Raw genomic sequence first — 15565 nt, forward strand, 5'->3', positions numbered from 1 at the left:
CCGCCTCCGCCGTCGCGGTCAATCAGGTGTAGCCCTTGCTCTTCTTCCACTCGGCTTCGAGTTCGAAGATCGTCTTCCAGTCGCCCGGCTGAACTTGCGGCACGTACGGCTCCTGCGGGATCGTGGTTCCCCAGCCGATCGCATAGCCCACCAGCGTCTGGTCCTCGGCACGCATGGTGACGGTGCCGTCGGCGCCGAACGGCGACTTGATCTTCAGGCCGCGGAGCGCCTCCGCGATCTTCTTGCCGTCGGCCGAATTCGCTTTCTTGGACGCTTCCGCGAGCAGCATGACCGCCGTCGCATTCTCCCACGACCAGTTGGTGGGATATTCGTTGTATTTCGCCTTATAGGCATCGCCCCACGCGGCGTTCTCAGGCGTTGCCGGATAGGTCTTGATGTAACGGTTACCGGAGTGAATGCCCTTCGGCAGGTTCTTCACGACAGTCAACGCGGTGTAGTCGGCCATGTTGACTGCGAACACTTCCATCTGGCTGAACAGCGCGTAGATGTTGGCCTGGTCGATGTAGGACGTGAGGTCGCCGCCCCACAGGCAGGAATACAGCGCCTGCGGCTTGGCCTGCAGGATCTTTGTCACGACCTCGGTGTAATCGGGCTGGAACAGCTTTGGCCAGGACTCGCTGATGATCTCGATGTCGGGCGCGAAGCGCTTCAGATATGTCACGTATTCGCCGGTGGTATCGCGGCCATAGGCGTAATCGGGCGAACAGGTTGCCCATTTCTTCAAGCCCTTGGCTTTCGCAATGGTCGCGGCGTAGCTGCCGCCGACGATCGAATCATGCACGCCCTGGCGCGCGGTGCGGAAGGCGTTCGGAATGTGCTGCTTGGGGTCGGCGGTCAGCGCGGAAGTTTCCGAATTGGTGTGAAGACAGAGCACGCCCAGATCGCGCGCCACCTCGTGCACGGCGAACGCGCCCGACGACGCTTCCGCGTCGATCAGGATTTCGCATCCGTCGGTGTTGACGAGTTCGCGTGCGACGCGGGCGGCTTCCTGCGGCTGTCCCTTTGAATCGCGGATCACCATCTCGATCTGGCGTCCAGCGAGACCGCCGGCAGCATTGACCTTCTCGACTTCCAGCATCACGCCATTGCGCGATGAGGTGCCAAGCTGCGCCACGCGGCCGGAGAGAATGGTCGGCATGCCGACCTTGATGGTCTTGGCTTGCGCGCGCGCCACCCAGGGCGTCGCGAATGAAACGGCACCGGCGCCCATCATCGCCAACGTCGCACGTCGGCTTACGCCCGGTTTGCGGGTTCTCGTCATTGCTTCCTCCCTGTGGATTGGCGTTCCCAATCCGTGGCCGGAGATCGTGACGCCTCCGTATGCCCAGAGGATTTCAGAGCAAGGGGGGTGACGTCAAGCCAAATATGAATTACGAGTCAGAATTCATATATCGGGAAAGCCAGACCGAAAGCGGCGTTTCGAGCGGCAAATGATCAACCTTTCGAGCTTCATCGCTTTTCACGCCCGGCGGACGCCGGAACGCTGTGCGCTGAAATACCGCGGCGAGGATATCTCCTACGCCGCGTTCGATGACCGCATCCGGCGGGTTGGCGGCTGGCTCGCTGCGCGCGGGATCGGCCCCGGCGACGTCGTCGCGGTGCTGATGCAGAACAGCACGGCCTTTCTCGAACTGGCATTTGCGACCAGCCACATCGGCGCGGTGTTTCTGCCGATCAACTATCGCCTGTCCGCAGATGAAGTCGGTTACATCGTCGCCAATTCCGGTGCGCGCATCCTGATTGCGGACGAAGAACTCGCAAGGTTTGCCGCAGGCGGCGCACCGGTGGTGCTGCTCGATGCGTCAGCGCAATCCACGGTCACACGGCTTGCGCCCGACATCGCGCCCGCCCCGATGCACGTCCGGCAGCCGCGCGACCTGATGCGGCTGATGTACACGTCAGGCACCACCGACCGCCCCAAAGGGGTGATGCTCACTTACGAGAACCTGTATTGGAAATCGGCCGATCAGACGCTTGTCTTGGGATTATGCGCGGAGACGCGACTGCTGGTGGTCGGTCCGCTCTATCACGTCGGCGCGCTCGACCTGCCGGGTATTGCGGTGCTCTGGCATGGCGGCCTGCTTTCCATCCACCGCAACTTCGAGCCCGAGCAGGCGCTCGCCGCCATCGAAGCCGAGAAGCTCAACGCCGCCTGGTTTGCGCCGGTCATGACGACCGCGATCCTCGCCTGCCCGACCCGCGACCGCTACGATGTCTCCAGCCTGCGATGGGCGATCGGCGGCGGCGAGAAAACCCCGGAAGCACGCATCCGCGCCTTCTCCGGCTACTTCAAAAATGCCCGCTACATCGACGCCTATGGGCTGACGGAGACCTGCGGCGGCGACACTTTCATGGAAGCCGGCCGCGAGATCGAAAAGATCGGTTCTACCGGCCGCGCCATTGCCCATGTCCAAATCGAAATTCGCGATGACGCCGGCAACCGGCTGCCATCAGGCCAGAACGGCGAGATCTGCCTCCGCGGCCCCAAGGTCACGCAGGGCTATTGGAACGATCCCGGGAAAACCGCGGCCGCGTTCTTCGGTGACTGGTTTCGCACCGGCGACATAGGCTATCTCGACGAAGATGGCTTTCTCTATCTGACCGACCGCAAGAAGGACATGATCATCTCCGGCGGCGAGAACATCGCCTCCTCCGAGGTGGAGCGCGTCATCTACGAGCTGCCGCAGGTGCGCGAAGTCGCCGTGATCGGCATGCTGGACGAGCGTTGGGGCGAGAAGCCGGTTGCGGTCGTGGTGCTTTCGGATGGGGCCACGCTGGATTTGCCTGATCTCATCGAACATTGCCGCACGCGCCTCGCCAGCTTCAAGGTACCGAAGCAACTTATCATCCGCGATCATCTACCGCGCAATCCCTCGGGCAAGGTGCTCAAGCGCGTACTGCGCGCCGAACTGGAAACTCACGCATGACGCAATCATCGCAAGCCGCACCCGGTAAGGTCACGAAGTTGAACCGCGTCGAGCGCAACGCCTGGACCAAGCGCAGATTGTTCGACGCCGCCACCAAGATCGTCGGCAAGTACGGTTACGCCGAAGCCTCCGTCGCCCGCATCACCGAGGCAGCCGGCGTGGCTCAAGGCACGTTCTACAATCATTTCGAGAACCGCCAGGAACTGCTCGATCAATTGCTGCCGAAGATCGGCATCGACATGGTTCACTTCATCCGCGAGCGCACGGGCACCGCAGATGCCGCGAGGCAGGAGATCGAGCGCTTCAGCGCCTTCTTCGATTTCATCCGCGAGGTGCCGGAGTTCCTGCGCATCCTCAACGAGGCCGAGTATTTCGCACCGGTCGGCTACCAGAAGCATCTCGATAACATCGCGACCGCTTATGTGCGCATTCTCAAGCGCGCCCGCACGGCCGGCGCCATCGTTGATTTCAGCGACGAGGAGTTCGAAGCCATCGTTCACATGTTCATGGGCGCACGCGGCTACCTGAGCCGGCGATACTCATACGCTGGCGGCGCGGTCACGGCCGCGCCCGACCACGTCATCTCCGCCTACCGAAAGCTGGTCACGCGCGGGCTGTTCACACCGGACAAAGGCAACAGCCATGACCGCTGAAGGCATCGTTCTCGTCACCGGCGGCTGCCGCGGCATTGGCGCCGCGACCGCAACGCTTCTCGCCGGACAGGGCCGGAAGGTCGTTATTGTCGATATTGCGCCAGAACCGCTCGCGGAAACGCAAATCATCCTGTGGCCCACACCCTTCGATGTCGCGAGCGAAAGCGCTGTTGTCAGCGGCATCGCCGATATCGAGACCGCCCACGGCCCGATCACAGCTCTGGTCAACGCCGCCGGCGTGTTCGGCAAGATGCACAGAATCGAACGCGTGCGGATGGAGCAATGGGACCGCGAGATCAATATCGACCTGCGCGGCACGTTTCTGGTGGCCCGCAACGTCGGCGTGAAAATGGCCGAGCGCCGGCGCGGCGCGATCGTCAATGTCGCCTCCGTTGCCGGCATGACCTCAGGCCCGATCCACGCCTATACCGCGGCGAAGGCCGGTGTCATCCAGATCACGCAGACGCTGGCGGCCGAATGGGGACGCAGGGGCGTCCGCGTCAATGCGGTCTCGCCCGGCTTCACCCGCACCGCGGCGCTGGAAGCCGGCATCGCTTCGGGCGCGCTGAACAAAAAGTGGCTCGAAAGTCCGACCGCGATGAACCGGCTGGTCGAGCCGATCGAAGTCGCGCAGGCCATCGCTTGGCTGCTGTCGCCGCTGAGCAGCGGCGTAACCGGAATCAACCTTCCCGTCGATGCCGGTTATATCGCCGGCACCACTTGGGCCGCCTATGGCGGCTTGCCGGAAGCACCAGGCGCGTAAACGAGGACACCAGCATGAATATCGAGCTGCCGCGCAAGAAACTCGATCTGTCATCGGCCATCGCCGAGGGCGATATCCGCGTCCTGCTGATGGTGCTGGTGCACATGACCGGCGATGCGCGCTGGCTGGAACCGCCTTACAGGCCCAAGCGCGACGTCCGCCTGATTCCGGATCCGCACGCCGGTCTGCCTCCGGAAATCCAGGACGAGATCCGCGCGGCCGTCTTGCAGCTGTTCGCCAACGGTGAACCGAAGCCCGTCATCACCGATCCCGGCAATGAATTGATGCTGAAGATGATGCGGGCGACGCTCGGCGAAGACGTGGCACCCGAATATGCGCCGCTGATGCGCGAGGAAATGGGCTTCATCCCCCGGGAGGCGCGCTGGACCAAACCGCCATCGGACGACAAGCTGGCGCAGCAGCACGTGCTGATCGTCGGCGCCGGTGTCTGCGCCATCGCGCTCGGCGTCGCCCTTGGCCGGCTCGGCATCCCCTACACCATCGTCGAGAAGAACGACGAACTCGGCGGCACCTGGTATGTCAATCGCTATCCCGGCTGCGGCGTCGATACGCCCAACCACTCCTACTCGTTCTCATTCGGCCCGCGTAATCCGTGGACGCGCTATTTCGCCCAACGCCAGGAATTGCTCGACTACCTCAGGAAGGTGGCGCTTGAATACGACATCCGAAAGCATCTTCGCCTCAACACGGAGCTGACATCGTCGCGCTGGGACGAGCGCAAGCGACGCTGGATATCGACGTTGAAGACCGCCAATGGCGAAGAGATGTTTGAATCGACCACGCTGGTCAGCGCGATCGGTCAACTCAACGACCCCCACCCTGCGCACTTCAAGGGCGAGGAAGATTTCAAGGGCGTGATGCTGCACTCCGCCCTGTGGTCCGACGACATCAAGCTCGACGGCAAGCGCGTCGCCGTCATCGGCACCGGCGCTACCGCCATGCAACTGGTGCCGTCGATCGCCGACCGTGTGGCGTCGGTCACCGTTTATCAGCGTACCGCGCAATGGGCGCGCCCGGTCGCGGGCTATTCCGATCCCATCACCGAGGGCGCGCAATGGCTGCTCGCGCACCTGCCGTTTTATGTGCAGTGGTACCGCTTCAACATGTTCTGGCGATATGGCGACGGCCTGCTGCCGTTCCTGCGCAAGGATCCCGACTGGCCGCATCCCGAGCGCGCCGTCAACAAAGGCAATGACCGGCATCGCGAAGAACTCACCAATTTCATCCTCTCGGAGTTGAAGGATCGCCCTGATCTGATCGAGAAATGCGTGCCGACCTATCCGCCTTATGGCAAGCGTATCCTGCTCGACAACAACTGGTTCAAGACGCTGACGAAGCCGAATGTCGAACTGGTCACCGACGGGATCGACCATTTCGCGCGCGACGGCATCGTCGCCTCCGACGGCAAGTTGCGGCCCGCAGACATCATCGTCATCTCGACCGGATTCAAGGTCACCGAAATGGCGGCTCGCCTCAACATCACGGGGCGCGATGGAAAAAATCTGAAGGCAGCCTGGGCCAACGACAATCCGACCGCTTATCTCGGGCTCACCGTGCCGGACTTTCCAAATCTTTTCGTGATGCTCGGCCCCAATTCAGGTCCCGCACATGGCGGCAGCGTGATCTTCCAGTCGGAGTGCCAGAGCCGCTACATCTCGGCCTGCCTCGTCGAGATGATCGAGCAAGGCATCGCTGCCATCGATGTTCGTCCGGAAGCGCACGATCGATACATCGAGAAAGTGGATGCCGAGCACGAGCAACTGATCTGGACACATCCCGGGATGACGACCTATTACCGCAACAAGCAAGGTCGGGTTTTTTCGGCGATGCCATGGCGGTTCGTAGACTACTGGGCGATGACCCACGAGCCTGATTTACACGATTACCGCCACACCAAGGCCTGACATCCAGTGCCCGCGGGAACCCGGCGGATGTTTACTTGACACCTGCCTTCATCTGCCGCAGCATTTAGCACGCTGCACCTGTAGGACTCGCGGAGCATTGGGCTCCCCGCTCCGCAGGCATTGGCGGTTCGGTTAGATGATCGAGGCGACACGCAGCGGAAGCGGACGTATCGTCCGTTGGCCAACTCTTGGAGAGGAGCATGACGCCACCGGATCAGACCGGTGACCTTGCTCAGCGCAAGGTCCAGGTGCGGTTGAGGTCATAAGCAGCTGCCAGCCTCATTGCACCTTCAACAATCCAAATCTATCCGCGGGACTGGAGCGCAAAGGCCACGCGCAAGCCGGATCCTGAGAACATACTGGTGTCTACCAGAAATCCTTCGCCTATAACGAAGATGTAGGGCCCCGCGATGCTCTTATGCACCGGGGCCCATTCGTTTTGGCGGGCTCATTCATTTTGGAATGTCAAAACCGCGTCGCATGGTTCCGTGCTCTACTCGGATCGGAGATACTGATCCGATGGGACAGGGCAACGCCATGGATAGACCGCGCGTCCGCATCTACACCGACTACAAGAGCCCCTACGCGTTCGTCGCCAACAAGCGGCTGTTCGAGCTCGAGGAGATTTACGGCGTCGAACTCGAATGGCTGCCCTACACGCTGCGCATCCCGGAATTCATGGGCACCGTGGAAGAGCGCACGCCGCATTTCTGGCGCAAGGTGCGGTACGCCTATATGGACGCGCGCCGCTATGCCAACGCGCAGGGCCTCATCATGAAGGGTCCGCGGCGCATCTATGATGCCTTCTATGCCAGCGCCGGCATGCTGTTCGCGCAGCGCCACGGCCTGTTCCGCTCCTATCATGACACGGTGTTCCGCCGGTTCTGGAGTCATGATCTCGAGATCGACGAACTCTCCGATATTTCCGGCGTGATCGCCTCGCTCGGCGGGTCGTCAGAAGAATTCGAAGCTTACGTCCACGGCCCCGCGCGGGCAGAACACGACCGCATCATCGACGAGGCGGAAGCGCTCGGTGTGTTCGGCGTGCCGACCATGGTTTTCAACGGCGAATTGTTCTGGGGCGGCGATCGCATCGACATGCTGATCGAGCGCATCCGGAACCCGGAATCGATTGCAGCGGCGCTCGGCAGTCGTCACCGGACATGAGATCGCAGACAAGGGCCGAGACCCCGCACGAACTTTGGGCGGAGCCTGCCTGTAATTTGATCGCACATATCGTCGCCAGATCGCCGATGCTGACGTCAGGCGTAGCGACAGGTGCGTCCGATGAAGACATTCATTCGCGTCGTTGAATTGTGGGTGCCCGACCGAACCCGCACCCGCCTGGAGTTCGGCGGCTGCCTTTGCAGCGACGAATATTCGGAGTTCAAGGCTGTCAGCGAGAACGCGCTGTTTGCCTATGACGAAGGGCTGCCCGGCAAGGCCTGGGCTTGCGGCCATCCCGTCATCCTCACGAAATTTGCAAACTCCTATTTCAAGCGCACGGATGAGGCGATCGAAGCCGGATTGACCTGTGGCGTGGCGCTGCCGGTCTTTGCGGGCGAATTCCTGATGGCCGTGATGGTGCTGTTTTGCGGCGACGACGAAAAGCACGTCGGCGCGATCGAACTCTGGCACAACGATCCCGAGAAGTCCCACGAAATGGGACTGGTCGACGGCTATTACGGTACCGCCGACATGTTCGAGTTCAATTCACGGCATACCAAGTTCCCGCGCGGGTTTGGCCTGCCCGGCCGTGCGTGGAAGGCGGGCATGCCGCTCATTATCAAGGACCTGCACAATGCCAGGAGTTTCCTTCGCTGGGAGGAAGCGAGCGAAATCGGAATCAATTGCGGCGTCGGCATTCCCTACACGACCCCGCCGGATCAGACCTGGGTCATGACCTTCCTGTCCGCGCAGGCAACGCCGATTGCCAGACGGTTCGAGATCTGGGTGCCGGATCCGTCGCGAACGGAATTGGTGTTTCAGTCCGGCGATTGCAGCAGGAATGCCGATCTGGCCTCGCTTTATGCCGAAAAAGACGATACGCAAGGGCGAAGGCAGTATCGGCGGCGCTTGGGCGACGGGAATGCCCGCGATCAACGAACATCTGAAGGTCGACGGTTCCGTTGCAGCGCAGACGGCGCGCGCAGCGGGCATGAACCAGATCGTCGTTCTTCCCGTGATCGAAAACACCCTGCTCAGGGCCGTCTTGGCTTGGTATCTCTGAAGGCGCCTTCAAAAATTCAGCGCGGCGCACGTACACGACAACGGCGCAGGGTCGTGTCCAAGAGATGGTGATTAAAACGAATTAAATATTGCTACTCGAGGCGGCCCCAGTTTTCTTTCCAGAGACTGGGGCCGTTTCACTAGATCCTGCGAGCCGTTCCCGCCGATCCCGTCGGCCCGTCGGTATTAAGCTACTAATTAACCGGAACTCACAGTTATTCAAGGATGCCTTAAGTTGGGCGAACCTGTGGCTGAAATGTCATAGGGGAATCCGGTTCCCTTTGCTAGTTTGTGCCCGATTTAGCGCAGTTATTGAAGCGTTTAACATCAAGTTTTTTCAAGTTGGGTGGGGACGGGGGCAAATGAAATCGTCGTTTTGTGCGGTCGCCAGCGTGCTTTTGGCGACAGCAGCGCCTGTGGCTGCGGAACCCTTTTCCATTAATGATGCATTGAGGCAGGCCACTCTCACGAATCCGGGCGTCGGTGAGGCATCTGCAAATCGGCGCGCAACAGAGTCGGAACTCCGCCAGACACAGAGCACATTGCTGCCACAGGTTCGGGTGGAGGCCCGGTACGGTCCTGAAAAATTCGACCAGAGCGCTGCGGTCGTGAGCGGTTCGGCGTTGCCGGTTCCCGCACCCGGAACCGGCACTTGGCGAAATGGAACCCAGGGGTCGGTTGTCGTACGACAGGTACTGTTCGACGGATTTGCCTCCATTCATGACATCTGGCGGCAAACGGCCAGGGTTAACGCGGCCGCCTTCCGGGTCCGGGAACGGACAGAGCTCATCGCGCTGGATGCAGCGGAAGCCTATGTCGATGTCGTCCGGTATATGAGGCTGGTTGATCTCGGGCAGCAAAACGTTGCCAACCACGAGCGGATATTCTCCAACGTGCAATCCCGCTTCTCGGGCGGCCGGGCCGGCGAAGGCGACTTGGAACAGGCGCGGGAGCGCGTGGAAAACGCGAGGGCGACGCTCGCGGAGTTTCGAAGGAATCTGGAGGAGGCCCGCGCCAAGTACCGCAAGGTCGTGGGACTGGAGGCGTATAATCTGCGCTTCCCGGCCCCGCTGGCGGGGTTGCCGAAAACCAGGGATGAAGCGCTGGCGATCGCGGTTCGCTTCAATCCGACCATCAGGGCCGCGCAGGCAGATGTGGACGCGGCCAAACACGCTTTCCGGGTCACGGACGGCGCTTTCGTGCCGAACCTCTCGCTCGAGGGCCGGGCGACCCACCTCGACAATACCTACCCGTATCTCGGCGTTACTCACGACGACTATAGCGGCAAGGTCGTGATGTCCTGGGACGTCTTCCGCGGCGGCCAGGATAGTTGGCGCCGCACCGAGATGGCCGAGCGTCACACCGAAGCGACCATGCGTCACGCGCGGTTGCAGCGGGACGCGCTGGAATCCATCGACAAGGCTTGGGCTGCGCGGACAGTTACTGCAACACGCGTTGCGGCCTTGACGCGTCAATTGCAGGCGGACCGGAAAGCCATCGCGGCCTACGACAAGGAATACGAACTCGGTCAACGGTCGTTGATCGATCTGCTCAATGCGCAGAACCAGTATTTCAACGCGGCGGTCTCGCTGACCTCTTCGCGTGGCGTCATTGTGTTCGCCGACTATCAGATGCTGGCGGCGATGGGAACGCTGCTTGAATATCTCAAGGCTCCTCCTCCCGTGGATGCCGCGCCGATCGACCTGGCGCCGCTTGGCCTGCCCGTTTACAAGTTCCCGACGCCACGCCTGACCTTGCCGCAGACCGGATCAGAGCCGCTGCGTGTTGCAAATGCAGCCATCGACGCTTCCGCAGCTCCCTTGGCCTTTGCCGCCGCGGAACCACGGGAAGGATTTAGCGACCGCTGGCCGCGTGGGGCAGCCACAGCACGGATGCTCGGAGCGCCGGAATGGTTCGCCCAGAAGCATGGCCGTAGCCCAAGCCAAGCGGTCGTCGCTCACGTCGACCCGACGGCGCAGCTATCGATGTCGTATGCTTCGGCGCATGAGGGCAAGCCGTATTGGCTGCTGTCGGCCTTCCCCTCCGAGAAGAAGTAAACGACAGATTATCTGAGGTGAGAAGTTAATATAAGGCGCGGTTAATGGCGCCGGAAGTGTCTGCTAATTAACTGTCTGAAAGAATAGCCGAATCCAGCCCATGCTTCGGACGGCGATTTATTATATTCTGACGGCTTATTAGCCGCGTCGGTTGCGCGTGTCTTATTTACTTTACTGATGATCAGAGGCACTAGGTTGTTCTCCCGGACCTCCAAACAGGCGCAAGCCCGGCCGGCCGAAGACGAAGCGGACGGGATCGTTAGCGCCGCCGACGTCCATCCGCCACGTCAGGACCCCCTCGCAGCGTCTCTGACCTATCTGGCTGCCCATCATGGCCGAGCGGTAAGTCGCGAGGCGTTACTGGGCGGGCTGCCCATCCTTGATGGACGGCTGTCGGTCGCCCTCTATGACCGTGCCGCGAGGCGCGCCGGACTGGAAACGGAGGCGATCAAGCGGGACATCCTCGACATCCCCGCCATCGTTCTCCCTGCGGTCCTGATCATGAAGACCGGCAAGGCGCTGATCCTTCTGGGAATCGATCAGGCTAGCCAAAGCGCCAAGATCCTAGACCCAACGAACCAGCCTGCCACGCCGCAGGTTCAGAGCATCAAAGCGCTTTATGCGGATTACACAGGCTACACCTTCCTGGTGAGAGCCGCGGCCGAAGCCAATGCACGAGCGGTTGCCGCAGGAGATCTTCCCCGGAGCCATTGGTTCTGGTCGGTCGTCAAGGTGCATTGGCGCAGCTACGGGCACGTCGCCCTCGCAGCCTTTCTGATCAACATGCTCGCGCTGGCGACGCCGCTGTTCACCATGAGCGTGTACGATAGAGTCATTCCGAACGGCGCGCTCCCTTCTCTGGTCGCGCTGGCGATCGGGATGGGTATCGCGATCGTTTTCGACTTCGTGCTGCGCACCGTGCGGAGCCGCATCATCGACATGACTGGAAAGACCGCAGACGTCGTTCTCGCCGCCAACATCTTCGAACACGTGATGGCGGTGAAGATGGCGCAGCGTCCAACCTCAGTCGGCATCATCGCCAATCAGCTTCGTGACTTCGATTCGGTTCGCGAGTTCTTCACGTCCGGCAGCGTGGTCTCCGCGACGGACCTCGTTTTCGCCGTGCTCTTCATCGCCATCCTGTTCACGATTGCCGGTCCGCTGGCGTGGATTCCGCTCGTGATGCTGCCGATCATGATCGCGCTCGGATTTACGATGCAGCGTCCGCTCGACCGCGCCATAAAACGAATGCAGGCCGAGTCCGCGGCACGCCATGGCGTGCTGGTGGAGTCCCTCGCGGGGATGGAAACGGTCCGTGCAACAGGCGCCGAGGCCCGGATGCAAACGGCCTGGGAACGGTCGGTCGCAGCAACCGCGCGGTCGGGAGAGGACGTCCATTTCTGGTCGTCGCTGACATTGACGAGCGCGAATGCGGCGCAACAGCTTACCAGCCTCCTTCTGCTCATCGTCGGTGTGTTTCTCATTCTCGACGGCAAGCTCAGCGTTGGCGCCCTCGTTGCTGCCAATATGCTGGCTGGCAGGGTTTTGGCGCCGATTGCCGGGATCGCGTCCGTCATCACACGCGGCACCCAGACATTGTCTGCGCTCAAGTCGATCGACCGTATCATGTCGCTGGAACGCGAGCGGTCTCCGCAGCGCGCCTATGTCGCCCGCAAGATCGAGCAGGGCCGCATCAGCTTCGAAAACGTCAGCTTCTCGTATCCGAACGCGCCCGGCAAAGCGCTCGACAAGGTTTCCTTCAAGATCGAGGGCAGCGAGCGAATTGGAATTATCGGCCGTGTCGGCTCCGGCAAGACAACGGTCGGACGTCTCCTGCTCGGCTTCTACGAGGCGCAAGAAGGACGCATCCTCGTCGACGGCGTCGACTCCCGGCAATATGACCCGTCGGACCTGCGCGCCGGCATCGGATTTGCGATGCAGGACACCGACCTCTTCTTCGGGAAGCTGCGCGACAACATTGCACTGGGCAAGCCCGAGGCGACGGACGAAGAGGTGCTTGCTGCGGCACGTTTGTCCGGCGTCGAGAGCTTTATCGCCAGCCATCCCATGGGATACGACATGCCCATCGCCGAAGGTGGCCGCAGTCTTTCGGGCGGGCAGAAACAGGCGATCGGGCTGGCGCGCGTGCTCATCAGGAAGCCTCGCGTGCTGTTCCTGGACGAACCCACCGCGCATTTTGACGTGCGCAGCGAAACTGAATTCCTGGAACGGCTCAAGGGCATGCGCGGAGAACAGATGACCATCATCATCTCCACCCATCGCCTTTCGCTTCTCGGAATGGTCGATCGTCTGCTGCTGTTTGACAATGGTCGGCTGGTTGCAGACGGACCGCGGGACAAGGTCCTCGCTCTGCTGCAAGGCAAGCCTGCGGCAGCTCCGCCCGAAACCGTGGCGCAACCCACTGTCGCGCCTCGCGCAGCCCTGGTGCAAAATCCCAATGCCGGCATCTGATTTTGCCTTCGCCAATGACATCCGTGCGGCAGCAGCAATGCGCACACCGCGAACCTCGCGCATGCTCTTGCAGGCTTTCCTCGCCCTGCTCGTGACGTTTCTGGTCTGGGCGCATTTCGCGGTCCTCGAGGAAGTCAAACGGGGCAATGGCCGCGTCGTGCCTTCCCGCCAGACCCAGGTCGTCCAGACCCTTGAAGGCGGTATCGTCGGTGACATCCTCGTTCAGGAAGGCGCCATCGTTAATCAGGGCCAGTCGCTGATGCGAATCGACGACACCAAATTCGCGTCCGAGTTTGGTGAGATCAGGGAACGACGCGGTGCGATGGCGGCGCGCGTTGCACGACTGGAGGCAGAGGCGCGCGGACGAAGCGAGATTACGTTCCCCGAACAACTCGACCAAGTGGTTCCGGCGGTAGTCGCTACCGAGACCAGCGTCTTCAAGATGCGTGGACAAAAGTTGGCGCAGGATGTGGACGTCCTAAAGCAACAGGTAACCAGACTGACGGGCACGCTCAAGCTTCTGGAACGCGAACTCGAACTCACCCGCAAGCTCTATGAGCAGAAGGTCGTACCCGAGATCGAGATGCTGCGGCTCGACCGCCAGGCCACCGAAATGCGCGGGCAGCTCGCCGAGGCACAATCGAAGATCGCCAATACCCTTGCGTCCTTTCGATCGCAGGCAGACGAAGATCTGGCCAAATCAAAGGGAGATCTTGCGGTGCTCGATGAAAACATCAAATCCGCGCAAGATCGTGTGCGACGCACTGACCTGAAGGCCCCGGTGCATGGCATCGTCAATAAATTGAACGTGACGACGATCGGTGCGGTGGTTCAGCCCGGCGCCAATGTGATGGATATCATCCCACTGGATGACACGCTGCTGGTGGAAGGCCGCATACGGCCCCAGGATATCGCCTTCATCCGCCCCAATCAGGACGCGGTGGTAAAGCTCTCGGCCTATGACTCGTCGGTGTACGGCTCGCTAAAGGGCAAGGTGGAGCGGATAAGCGCCGATACTATCGTCGATGATAAGGCGGCCGACCGGTCGGAGCGCCAGGAAACCTTTTATCGCGTGATGGTTCGTACCGATAAAAACCATCTGGGCACGACCAAAAACTCTTTGCCGATCATTCCCGGCATGGTCGCCACGGTCGAGATCCTGACCGGCGAGAAATCCGTGCTCGATTACCTTCTCAAGCCGGCCCGTACCCTGCGGGACGAGGCCATGCGCGAGCGGTGAGCATGTTGCTTAACGGAACGTTGCTGTCACCCGTTCAACTTTGAAGTGATTTTGAAGCATCCGAAAAACCGGCGATTGACCGCCTTTTCCGACATTCCCTCTATCCTTGCCTCCCCTTAACTCACCATAAGCGGCGAAGGCCGCAGTTTCCGTCCCGATAACAGATTGGGGCGGCCGATCGACGCAAAGACGTTGACTGACGCTCCTGACAAAGGGGACGTCATGACGCCGCGCGTAAAACTGCGGAGCCCACGCTCGCATGCGTTGGCCGCGGGGATCGTTCTCGCGCTCTGTGTTGGCGCTGCATCCGGCGCATTGGCCGCCGAGGATGCGTCGCTGGAAGAGGCCGGGGCAGGTCTCGCGCCGGGCGGCGACCAGGCGTCGCCGGCGAAATTCTTCAGCATCAATGCCGTCCTTGCCAAGCATGATCGTCAGCGTGGTCGGAGCATCACCGATGGTGTCCGCCTCGCCGCCCTCACCCCTTCGAACACGGCAACGGATGCGCTGCCTGCGCTTAGGGAAGCACCCGCGGCAGGTGCCGAACCGTTCGGATTGTTCACATTCCGCGCGCCCGACGGCCTCCTCTGGCGCAAATGGCGCGGCGTCGAAGCCGCCATGGTGAAGGAGCAGGCTATCCTCGATCATTGCCGGGCGGACGCCGGCAATTGTCCTGCCCACGCCGCCCAATTCCTTCGGCTCGTCAACGCGGTCGGGGCGAAGTCGGGACGCGACAAGCTTGATGAGGCCAACCGGGGCGTCAACGCGGCCGTCCGCTACGTCAGCGACCTCTCCCAGCACGGCGAGCCCGATCGATGGAGCACGCCGCTTGCGACGTTCGCCTCTGCGAAAGGCGACTGCGAAGATTATGCGATCGCGAAATATGTCGTGCTGAGCGCTGCGGGCTTTGCCCGCAACGACCTGCAGCTCGTGCTGGTCCGTGATCGCGTGGTTCGTCAGGACCATGCGGTATTGGCGGCACGTGTGGACGGCCACTGGCTATTGCTGGACAACCGGTTCTCGACGTTGATGGCGGATACCGAAGCCACGCGCTTCACGCCGCTGTTTGCGATCGATCGTCAGGGCGTTCACCTCTTCGCCACCCCCTATGCGGAGCGACCGCTTGTAGGCAGCGAACTCGAGGCGGCGCCGGCCGCGGCCGTCAGCGGCAAGGCCATTGGCGTCGGTGCGCCCGCCGATAGCGCATCCGGGCTGAACACCCTGCCCCTGCTGATGTAGCGCATACGTTCCGCGCCCATCGGAGCGGCAAGAAAAAAGCCC

At 61.5% G+C, this 15565-nt stretch carries 11 protein-coding genes; 10 read left to right on the top strand and 1 reads right to left on the bottom strand.

All coding sequences use genetic code 11. The features are described from left to right. Positions 1–22 precede the first annotated feature (22 nt). On the bottom strand, positions 23–1282 hold the full coding sequence (locus tag ACFXS9_RS24580) for an ABC transporter substrate-binding protein (protein WP_392692913.1): 1260 nt from the start codon (positions 1280–1282) through the stop codon (positions 23–25). A gap of 169 nt (positions 1283–1451) precedes the next feature. On the opposite strand from ACFXS9_RS24580, the gene ACFXS9_RS24585 reads away from it, so the two are divergent. The 10 genes from ACFXS9_RS24585 to ACFXS9_RS24630 all read left to right on the top strand — a co-directional run bounded on the left by ACFXS9_RS24585 (position 1452) and on the right by ACFXS9_RS24630 (position 15523). After that, the gene (locus ACFXS9_RS24585) at positions 1452–2948 is read left to right on the top strand and encodes an AMP-binding protein (RefSeq protein WP_392692915.1); all 1497 of its coding nucleotides are present in this window, start codon (positions 1452–1454) and stop codon (positions 2946–2948) included. Further along, positions 2945–3601 (top strand): TetR/AcrR family transcriptional regulator, encoded by a 657-nt coding sequence (locus ACFXS9_RS24590; protein WP_392692917.1) that lies wholly within the window; start codon positions 2945–2947, stop codon positions 3599–3601. The genes ACFXS9_RS24585 and ACFXS9_RS24590 overlap by 4 nt, the downstream gene beginning before the upstream one ends. Continuing rightward, complete coding sequence (locus tag ACFXS9_RS24595; protein ID WP_392692919.1) at positions 3591–4364, top strand: SDR family NAD(P)-dependent oxidoreductase; 774 nt, start codon at positions 3591–3593, stop codon at positions 4362–4364. Before ACFXS9_RS24590 ends, ACFXS9_RS24595 begins: the two co-directional genes overlap by 11 nt. A 14-nt stretch (positions 4365–4378) precedes the next feature. After that, positions 4379–6289 (top strand): flavin-containing monooxygenase, encoded by a 1911-nt coding sequence (locus ACFXS9_RS24600; RefSeq protein WP_392692922.1) that lies wholly within the window; start codon positions 4379–4381, stop codon positions 6287–6289. 537 nt (positions 6290–6826) lie between these two features. Further along, positions 6827–7456 (top strand): 2-hydroxychromene-2-carboxylate isomerase, encoded by a 630-nt coding sequence (locus ACFXS9_RS24605; RefSeq protein WP_392692925.1) that lies wholly within the window; start codon positions 6827–6829, stop codon positions 7454–7456. A gap of 120 nt (positions 7457–7576) precedes the next feature. Next, entirely contained in the window at positions 7577–8590 is a 1014-nt protein-coding gene (locus ACFXS9_RS24610) for a GAF domain-containing protein (protein ID WP_392692928.1), read from the top strand. Between the two features lie 290 nt (positions 8591–8880). Then, positions 8881–10575 (top strand): TolC family outer membrane protein, encoded by a 1695-nt coding sequence (locus ACFXS9_RS24615; RefSeq protein ID WP_392699991.1) that lies wholly within the window; start codon positions 8881–8883, stop codon positions 10573–10575. A gap of 255 nt (positions 10576–10830) precedes the next feature. After that, on the top strand, positions 10831–13047 hold the full coding sequence (locus ACFXS9_RS24620; protein ID WP_392699992.1) for a type I secretion system permease/ATPase: 2217 nt from the start codon (positions 10831–10833) through the stop codon (positions 13045–13047). Further along, the gene (locus ACFXS9_RS24625; RefSeq protein WP_392692931.1) at positions 13034–14287 is read left to right on the top strand and encodes an HlyD family type I secretion periplasmic adaptor subunit; all 1254 of its coding nucleotides are present in this window, start codon (positions 13034–13036) and stop codon (positions 14285–14287) included. Before ACFXS9_RS24620 ends, ACFXS9_RS24625 begins: the two co-directional genes overlap by 14 nt. A 222-nt stretch (positions 14288–14509) precedes the next feature. Next, complete coding sequence (locus tag ACFXS9_RS24630) at positions 14510–15523, top strand: transglutaminase-like cysteine peptidase (protein WP_392692933.1); 1014 nt, start codon at positions 14510–14512, stop codon at positions 15521–15523. Positions 15524–15565: the final 42 nt, after the last annotated feature.

It is taken from the genome of Bradyrhizobium sp. RDI18 (assembly GCF_043203335.1).
In the GTDB taxonomy this organism is placed as follows: Bacteria; Pseudomonadota; Alphaproteobacteria; order Rhizobiales; family Xanthobacteraceae; genus Bradyrhizobium; species Bradyrhizobium retamae.